Origin of the sequence: Nakamurella sp. (genome assembly GCF_048594475.1) — a bacterium.
Taxonomy (GTDB): Bacteria; Actinomycetota; Actinomycetes; order Mycobacteriales; family Nakamurellaceae; genus Nakamurella.
The window spans coordinates 1-7,739 of the sequence record NZ_JBMDXT010000217.1; the positions used below are offsets into that span (position 1 = coordinate 1).

7 protein-coding genes are annotated in these 7,739 nt (G+C 71.3%); all 7 read right to left on the minus strand.

All coding sequences use genetic code 11. The features are described from left to right. The coding region (locus tag ACOJUF_RS10175; protein WP_420121740.1) for a proton-conducting transporter membrane subunit at nt 1–690 on the minus strand (690 nt) is incomplete at its 3' end. Nucleotides 691–731: 41 nt separating this feature from the next. Beyond that, a complete protein-coding gene (nuoK, locus tag ACOJUF_RS10180) occupies nt 732–1,031 on the minus strand; it encodes an NADH-quinone oxidoreductase subunit NuoK (protein WP_395729664.1) in 300 nt (99 codons plus the stop codon). Further along, nucleotides 1,028–1,960: an NADH-quinone oxidoreductase subunit J gene (locus ACOJUF_RS10185; protein WP_420121741.1), complete on the minus strand. Its 933-nt coding sequence runs from the start codon at nt 1,958–1,960 to the stop codon at nt 1,028–1,030. Before ACOJUF_RS10185 ends, nuoK begins: the two co-directional genes overlap by 4 nt. Before the next feature lie 88 nt (nt 1,961–2,048). Further along, nucleotides 2,049–2,687, minus strand: a complete 639-nt coding sequence (gene nuoI, locus ACOJUF_RS10190) for an NADH-quinone oxidoreductase subunit NuoI (protein ID WP_420121742.1) — start codon at nt 2,685–2,687, stop codon at nt 2,049–2,051. Beyond that, nucleotides 2,674–4,107, minus strand: coding sequence for an NADH-quinone oxidoreductase subunit NuoH (gene nuoH, locus ACOJUF_RS10195; protein WP_420121743.1), 1,434 nt, complete (start codon nt 4,105–4,107; stop codon nt 2,674–2,676). Before nuoH ends, nuoI begins: the two co-directional genes overlap by 14 nt. Beyond that, nucleotides 4,104–6,719, minus strand: a complete 2,616-nt coding sequence (locus ACOJUF_RS10200; protein ID WP_420121744.1) for an NADH-quinone oxidoreductase subunit G — start codon at nt 6,717–6,719, stop codon at nt 4,104–4,106. Before ACOJUF_RS10200 ends, nuoH begins: the two co-directional genes overlap by 4 nt. After that, a partial coding sequence (locus ACOJUF_RS10205; protein ID WP_420121745.1) for a complex I 51 kDa subunit family protein occupies nt 6,719–7,739 on the minus strand: 1,021 nt, incomplete at its 5' end. The genes ACOJUF_RS10200 and ACOJUF_RS10205, both read right to left, overlap by 1 nt.

Below are 7,739 nucleotides of genomic sequence, written 5' to 3' on the forward strand. Positions count from 1 at the left end.
CTGTCCGGACTTGCCGCAGGCGCCGAGCAACAGCAGCAGGGCGATCACGGTGACGGTCCCCGGCGACTGCTCGGCCAGCTGGTCGATGTGCGAGAAGACCCCGTCGTAGGAGACGGTGCCCAGCTCCTTGAACATCAGGAAGATGGCCAGGGCCAGGCCGACGTCGCCGACCCGGTTCATGATGAACGCCTTCTTCGCGGCGGTCGCCGCGGCCGGCCGCTCGGACCAGAAGCCGATCAGCAGGTAGGACGCCAGGCCGACGCCCTCCCAGCCCGCGTACAGGCTGACGAACGAGTTGCCCAGGACCAGCAGCAGCATGGCCGCGACGAACAGGTTCAGGTAGGCGAAGAACTTGCGCCGGTCGGCGTCGTGCGACATGTAGCCGATCGAGTAGATGTGGATCAGCGACCCGACACCGGTGATCAGCAGCACGAACGTGATCGACAGCGGGTCGACCAGCAGGCCGAACTCGATGTCCAGGCTCCCGGACTGCATCCAGGTGAAGACCGGCACGGAGTGGATCTGGTCGGCCCCGGACGGCTCGCCGATCAGTCGCAGGAAGATCAGCACGCCGAGCACGAACGACGCCAGCACGGTGGCGCAGCCGATGAGATGTCCCACCCGGTCCAGCAGCCGCCCGCCGACCAGCAGCACGATCGCGCCGGCCAGCGGGATGGCGATGAGGAGCACGGAGGCTCCGAGCAGACCCGTCACTGTTGTCGTACTCCCGATCAGAACTTGAGCAGGTTCGCGTCGTCGACCGAGGCGCTGCGCCGACTCCGGAAGATGGACATGATGATCGCCAGCCCGACCACGACCTCGGCCGCGGCGACCACCATGAGGAAGAACGCGAACACGACCCCGTTGAGGTTGCCCCACAGGTTGGAGAACGTGACCAGGGACAGGTTCACCGCGTTGAGCATCAGCTCCACGCACATGAACACCACGATCGCGTTCCGGCGGACCAGGAAGCCGACGGCCCCGATGCCGAACAGCAGCGCCGACAGCACCAGGTAGTGATTGGGCGTCATCGCGCTCCCCCGTCCGGACCGTCGGTACCGATGCCCGCGCCGGAGCCGGTACCGGTGCCGGTATCGGTGTCGACCCGCTGCGGGTGCTCGGCACTCTCGATCTCGGTCAACGTCCCGCCGCTGCGGAAGCGGCGGGCGACCTGCTCGCTCTCGGACACCTCGACCAGGTCCGACACCGAGCCCGGCGCGATCGACCCGTCGGGCAGCAGCGCCGGAGTGGCGTTGGACGAGGACCGGGCGAACACGCCGGGCCCGGGCAGCGGCGACATCCGGTCCGAGCGCATCCGCTCGTGCACCCGCTGCCGCTGCGACTTGCGCTCGCCGGGGGCCTTCTCGATGTGCGTGAGGACCATCGCGCCGGTCGCCGCGGTGATCAGCAGGGCGCTGGTCAGCTCGAACGGGAACAGGTAGTCGGTGAACAGCAGCTCGGCGATGGCCCCGATCGGGCCCCGCTGCGCGTAGGCGCCGGACAGCCCGACGGCCGGCACGGCCTGCAGCGCCCGCAGCAGCCCGGTCACCAGCAGCACCACGAAGCCGATGCCCAGCACGATGGCCACGACCCGCTGCTTGCGCAGCACCTCGAACGTCGAGTCGCCCGAGTCACGGCCGGTCAGCATGAGCACGAACAGGAACAGCATCATGATCGCGCCGGTGTAGACGATGATCTGCACGAAGCCGAGGAACTCGGCGTTCTGGTTGATGTAGAGGCACCCCAGGCACAGCATCGTCAGGACCAGCCACAGGGCCGAGTGGACGGCACTGCGCGAGAAGACCATGCCGATGGCGCCGAGGACGGCCAGCGGGGCCAGGATCCAGAACGCGATCAGCTCGGCGCCGGGATCGGTGTTCGGCGCGGCGGTCGCGGTGTCGGCCGCCGTGCTGCCGACCGTGTCCGCCACCGCCTGCGCGGCCACAAGCAGCACGCTCACGCCGATCCCTCCCCGGCCCGCCTCGCGGGCTCAGCGACCCGGCCGCGGGAGCGTCGCCGGAGCCGATGGTTCATTCGCCGACACTCGCTCACGACTGCCCCCGCGTCCGCACCTGGACCGCGGCGGGGCTGTCAGCGCCCTGCGGCGCGGCGACCGGCGGTTCCTGGCCGGCCTGCTGGCTCTCGGAGCGCGCCCCGTCGCCGGTCCGGCCGCCGCCCGCCTGCCGGACGAGCTCGGGGCCCTTGGCGTAGTAGTCGTGCTCGTCGCCCAGCCGCATCGGGTGCGGCGGCTGTTCCATGCCCGGCAGCAACGGGGCCAGCAGCATGTCCTTGGTGTAGATCAGCCGCTGCCGGTCGTCGTCCGCCAGCTCGTACTCGTTGGTCATGGTCAGCGACCGGGTCGGGCACGCCTCGATGCACAGGCCGCAGCCGATGCAGCGCAGGTAGTTGATCTGGTAGTTCTTCCCGTACCGCTCGCCGGGTGAGTAGCGGGCCTCGTCCGTGTTGTCCCCGCCCTCGACGAAGATCGCGTCGGCCGGGCAGGCCCAGGCGCACAGCTCGCAGCCGACGCACTTCTCCAGTCCGTCCGGATGCCGGTTGAGCTGGTGCCGTCCGTGGTAGCGCGGCGCCGGCTGCTCGGGCTTTTTGGGGTAGTCCTCCGTGACGACCGGCTTGAACATGGTGGCGAAGGTGACGCCGAACCCCTTGACGGGATCAAGAAACGACATTGCGGCCTCCCGAGTTGCTGCCTCCCGGCAGGTCGTGCCCGGCCCCGGCCGGGGTGAGTTCCGGTCCGGACGGGCCGGCCGGTCCCTGGGTGCGACGGGCGCGGATCGGCGGGACCGGGACGAGAAGATCCAGCGGGGGCACCGGGTAGGCCCCACGGGCCTCGGACACCACGGTGCCGCCGATCACGCCGGCCACCGCGCCGCCGCCGGGGTCGTCCGGCGGGACGTCGACGTCGTCCTCGGGCAGGTCGACGATCTGGTCCTTCTTCTTCGACGGCGGCCAGGCGATGGCCGCGATGATGATCACCGCGAGCGGGATGCCGACCCACAGCAGGACCTCGGTGGTGGTGAAGCCCTCGGCGTTGCGCAGCACGCGCACCGAGCCGACGAGCACGATCCAGACCAGCGAGATCGGGATCAGCACCTTCCAGCCGATCGCCATGAACTGGTCGTAGCGGATCCGGGGCAGCGTGCCGCGGAGCCAGACGAACACGAACATGAACAGCAGCACCTTGACGAAGAACCAGAGCATCGTCCAGTAGCCGGTGTTGGCGAACGGCAGCAGCGACAGCGGCCACGGCGCCATCCAGCCGCCCAGGAACAGCGTGGTGGCGATCGCCGAGACGTTGATCAGGTTGATGTACTCGGCGAGGAAGAACAGGCCGAACCGCATCGAGGAGTACTCGGTGTTGAACCCGCCGACCAGCTCGCCCTCGGCCTCGGCCAGGTCGAACGGCGCCCGGTTCGTCTCCCCCACCATGGACACGCAGTAGACGACGAACGAGACGGGCAGCAACCAGACGTACCAGCCGGGCTCCTGCTGGGTGACGATCGCCGCGGTCGACAGCGTCCCGGCGTAAAGGAACACCGCCACGAAGGACAGGCCCATCGCCACGTCGTAGGAGATCATCTGCGCGGCCGATCGCAGGCCGCCCAGCAGCGGGTAGGTCGAGCCGGAGGCCCAGCCGCCCAGCACGATCCCGTACACGCCGACGGACGCCAGCGCCAGCGCGACCAGCACGCCGACCGGCGGGTCGATCAGCTGCAGCGCGGTCTGCTCACCGAACATCGTGACCTGGCCGCCGACGGGGATGATCGAGAAGATCAGGAACGCCGGGATCGCCGAGAACGCCGGCGCCAGGATGTACACCACCTTGTCCGCCTTGGCGGGGATGATGCCCTCCTTGAAGTGCAGCTTCAGCGCGTCGGCCAGCGACTGGAGCAGGCCGAACGGGCCGTTCCAGTTGGGGCCGGGCCGGTGCTGCATGCGGCCGACCACCCGTCGCTCGAACCAGATGGCGAACAGGGTGAGCAGCAGCAGGATGATGAAGATCATCAGGGCCTTGATCAGCATGAGCCACCACGGGTCGTCCGCGAGCAACGGCTCGACCGACCCGTCCGGCAACGGCTGGGCGCTCATCGGACAGCTCCTTCGATGACGTCGTCGGTGGCGACCACCGAGTCCAGATGCACACGATCGCCGACGGCCGCGCCGAGGCGGACCCCGGTGGGCCGGCCACCGACCATCGCGGGCAGCCAGACCACGTCGGGGACCATCGGGGTGACCGCGACGGGCAGGGCGAGCGAGCCGGCCGGGCCGCGGACGGCGAGCAGGTCGCCGTCGACCACGCCGAGGGCGTCGGCCGCGGCCGGCGCGATCCGCACGACGGTCGGCTTGGCGGTGCCGGCCAGGTGCGGCTCGCCGTCCATCGCCCGGCCGCCGTCCAGGTTCATCCGCCAGCTGGCCAGGCGGTAGCCCGTCCCGGCCGCGACCCCACCCGAGGCGGCGGGCGAGCCGCCGACGTGCAGGCCGAGCTCGCCAGCCTCGGCGGCCAGCGGCGCCCCGGCCGACCAGCTGCCCAGGCGGGCCAGTTCACCGGCCGCCGCGGACGGCGTCTGGGTGTACAGGTCGACGTCCATCTCGACGCCGAGGGTGTCCAGGATCCGGCCCTCGTCGAGGGTGCCGACGTCGGGCAGCGCCGCGTCGAACGGCCGCACCCGGCCCTCCCAGTTCACGTACGCCCCGGACTTCTCGACCGCGGCCGCGACCGGCAGGACCACGTCGGCCAGCGCGGTCACCGCGCTGGCCCGCAGCTCCAGGCTGACCACGAACCCTGCGCCGGCGATCGCGGTGAGCGCGGCCTCCGGGTCGGGCAGGTCGGAGACCTCGACGCCACCGACGAGCAGCCCGGCCAGCCCGCGCGGCTCGTCCGGATCGGTGCCGGCGGCGTCACCGGCTGCCTCACCGGTTGCGTCCTCCGGGAGCGGCAGCGCCACGGCGGCCAGGATGCCGGCGGTGTCCCGGCCCGGGGTGGCCGGCACCGGCACCCCCCAGGCGGCCTCGACCGCGGCCCGCGCGGCCGGGTCGGTGACCGGGCGGCCGCCGGGCAGCGCGGTGCCGATGGCGCCCGCGTCCAGCGCGCCGCGCTCGCCGGCCCGGCGGGGCACCCAGGCCAGGTGCGCGCCGGTCACGTCGACCATCGCGGCGACCGCGGTGAGCAGGCCCGGGGTCTGCGCCGCCCGCTCGCCGACCAGCACCACGGCGCCGGTCGTGCGCAGCAACGCACCGAGCCGGTTGCGCTCCGCCGCGTCGGCGACGCCGGCGGACGCCTGCTCGTCCGAGCCGAGCCCGCGCACGATGCCGACCTCGTCACCGGGGCCGGCCGCGATCAGCGTGCCGAACATCTTGGTCAGGCCGCGCGAGGCGAACGGGGCGACGGAGAACACCGGAACGCCGCGCCGGCGGGCGGCCTTGCGCAGCCGCAGGAACACCGCGGCCGACTCCTCCTCCGGCTCCAGCGCGACCAGCAGGACGACCGGCGCCGACTCCAGCGACGCGTAGGTCACCCCGCCGTGCTCCGGCGTCGTGCCGGCCACCCGCTCGGTGAGGAACTGGGCCTCCTCCGCGCTGTGCGGGCGGGCCCGGAAGTCGATGTCGTTGGTGCGCAGCGCGACCCGCGCGAACTTGGCGTAGGCGTAGGCGTCGGTCAGCGTGAGCCGGCCGCCGGCCAGCACACCGACCCCACCGTTGTCCCGCGCTCGAAGGAGGCCGGCGGCAGCCACGGACATCGCCTCGGTCCAGGACGTCGGCTCCAGCTCGCCCGCGGCGTTGCGGACCAGGGGCCGGGTGATCCGGTCCGGCTGCCGGACGTACTCGAACGCGAACCGTCCCTTGTCACAGTTCCATTCCTCGTTGACGTCCATGTCGACCCGGGCCAGCCGGCGCAGGGTCGCTCCCGCCCGGTGGTCGGTGCGCAGCGCGCAGCCACCGGCGCAGTGCTCGCACACCGTGCTGGTGGAGACCAGGTCGAACGGCCGGGCCCGGAAGCGGTAGGCCGCCGAGGTCAGGGCGCCGACCGGACAGATCTGGATCGTGTTGCCCGAGAAGTAGCTCTGGAACGGCTCCGCCGAGTTGATGCCGATCTGCTGGGCCGAGCCGCGCTCCAGCAGGTCGATGAACTTGTCCCCGGCGATCTGGTCGGAGAACCGGGTGCACCGCTGGCACAGCACGCAGCGTTCCCGGTCGAGCAGGATCTCGGTGGAGATCGCGACCGGCTTGGTGAACACCCGCTTGGGCTCGCGCAGCCGGGACACGTTCGAGCCGTTGGCCATCGTCTGGTTCTGCAGCGGGCACTCGCCACCCTTGTCGCAGACCGGGCAGTCCAGCGGGTGGTTGAGCAGCAGGAACTCCAGGTTGGAGCGCTGCGCCTTCTCCGCCACCGGCGAGGTCAACTGGGTGTTGACGACCATGCCGTCGGCCACCGTCTGGGTGCAGGAGGCCTGGGGCTTGGGCATCTTGCGCCCACCCATCTCCACCTCGACCAGGCACTGCCGGCAGGCACCGACCGGGTCGAGCAGCGGGTGGTCGCAGAACCGCGGGATCGCGGTGCCGATGCGCTCGGCGGTGCGGATGACCAGCTCACCCTTCGGCGCGATCACGCTGACCCCGTCGATGGTCAGCCGGACGTGGCCTTCGGGAACCGGTTCCGGTTCGCCGGCGGCGGCCGCGGGGGGAACAGCTACCTGGGTCATCAGTGCGCCCCCGCCAGTTGCCGGTGGTCGACGACCGGCGGCGTCCGGCCGGTCACCAGGTCCTCGAACTCGGACCGGAAGTACTTGAAGGAGGACAGGATCGGCGTGGCCGCCGCATCCCCCAGGGCGCAGAAGGACCGCCCGGCGATGTTGCCGGCGGCGTCGGCCATGGTGTCCAGATCCTCCAGGGTCCCGTGGCCGGTGACGACCCGGCGCAGGATCTGCACCAGCCAGCCGGTGCCCTCCCGGCACGGGGTGCACTTGCCGCACGACTCGTGCTTGTAGAACTCCAGCCACTTCCAGACCGCCCACGGCACCGACACCGTCTGGTTGAAGCACATCAGCGCGGTGGTGCCCAGCATGGATCCGGCCGCGGCCACGTCGTCGAACGAGAGCGGCACGTCCAGGTGCTCGGGGGTGAAGATCGGCGTGGACGACCCGCCAGGGGTGAAGAACTTCAGCGGGATCCCGTCCCGCATGCCGCCCGCCGAGGCCAGCAGCTGCCGAAGGGTGGTGCCCATGGGCGCCTCGTACTGCCCGGGCCGGGTCACGTGGCCGGACAGCGAGTAGATCTTCGGCCCGGGCGACTTCTCAGTGCCCATGGACCGGTACCAGTCCGACCCGCCCATCACGATCGTCGGGACGGACGCGATGGTCTCGACGTTGTTGACGACCGTCGGGCTGGCGTACAGGCCCTCCACCGCCGGGAACGGGGGCTTGAGCCGCGGCTGGCCGCGCCGGCCCTCCAGGGAGTCCAGCAGCGCGGTCTCCTCGCCACAGATGTAGGCCCCGGCCCCGCCGTGCACCACGATCTCCAGGTCGTACCCGGTGCCCAGGATGTTGCGCCCCAGGAAGCCGGCCTCCTTGGCCTGCCGGACCGCGTTGGCCACCCGGCGGATCGCGTGCACCGCCTCGCCCCGGATGTAGATGGCGCAGAACGGCGCGCGGATGGCGTAGCAGGTGATGATGCAGCCCTCGACCAGCGAGTGCGGGTCGGCCATCATCAGCGGGATGTCCTTG

Bases quoted from the DNA above. Each gene is read 5' to 3' on its own strand.
- nuoK (WP_395729664.1), bottom strand. From the start codon at position 1,031: ATGACGCCCAATCACTACCTGGTGCTGTCGGCGCTGCTGTTCGGCATC.
- nuoI (WP_420121742.1), bottom strand. From the start codon at position 2,687: ATGTCGTTTCTTGATCCCGTCAAGGGGTTCGGCGTCACCTTCGCCACC.
- nuoH (WP_420121743.1), bottom strand. From the start codon at position 4,107: ATGAGCGCCCAGCCGTTGCCGGACGGGTCGGTCGAGCCGTTGCTCGCG.
- ACOJUF_RS10200 (WP_420121744.1), bottom strand. From the start codon at position 6,719: ATGACCCAGGTAGCTGTTCCCCCCGCGGCCGCCGCCGGCGAACCGGAA.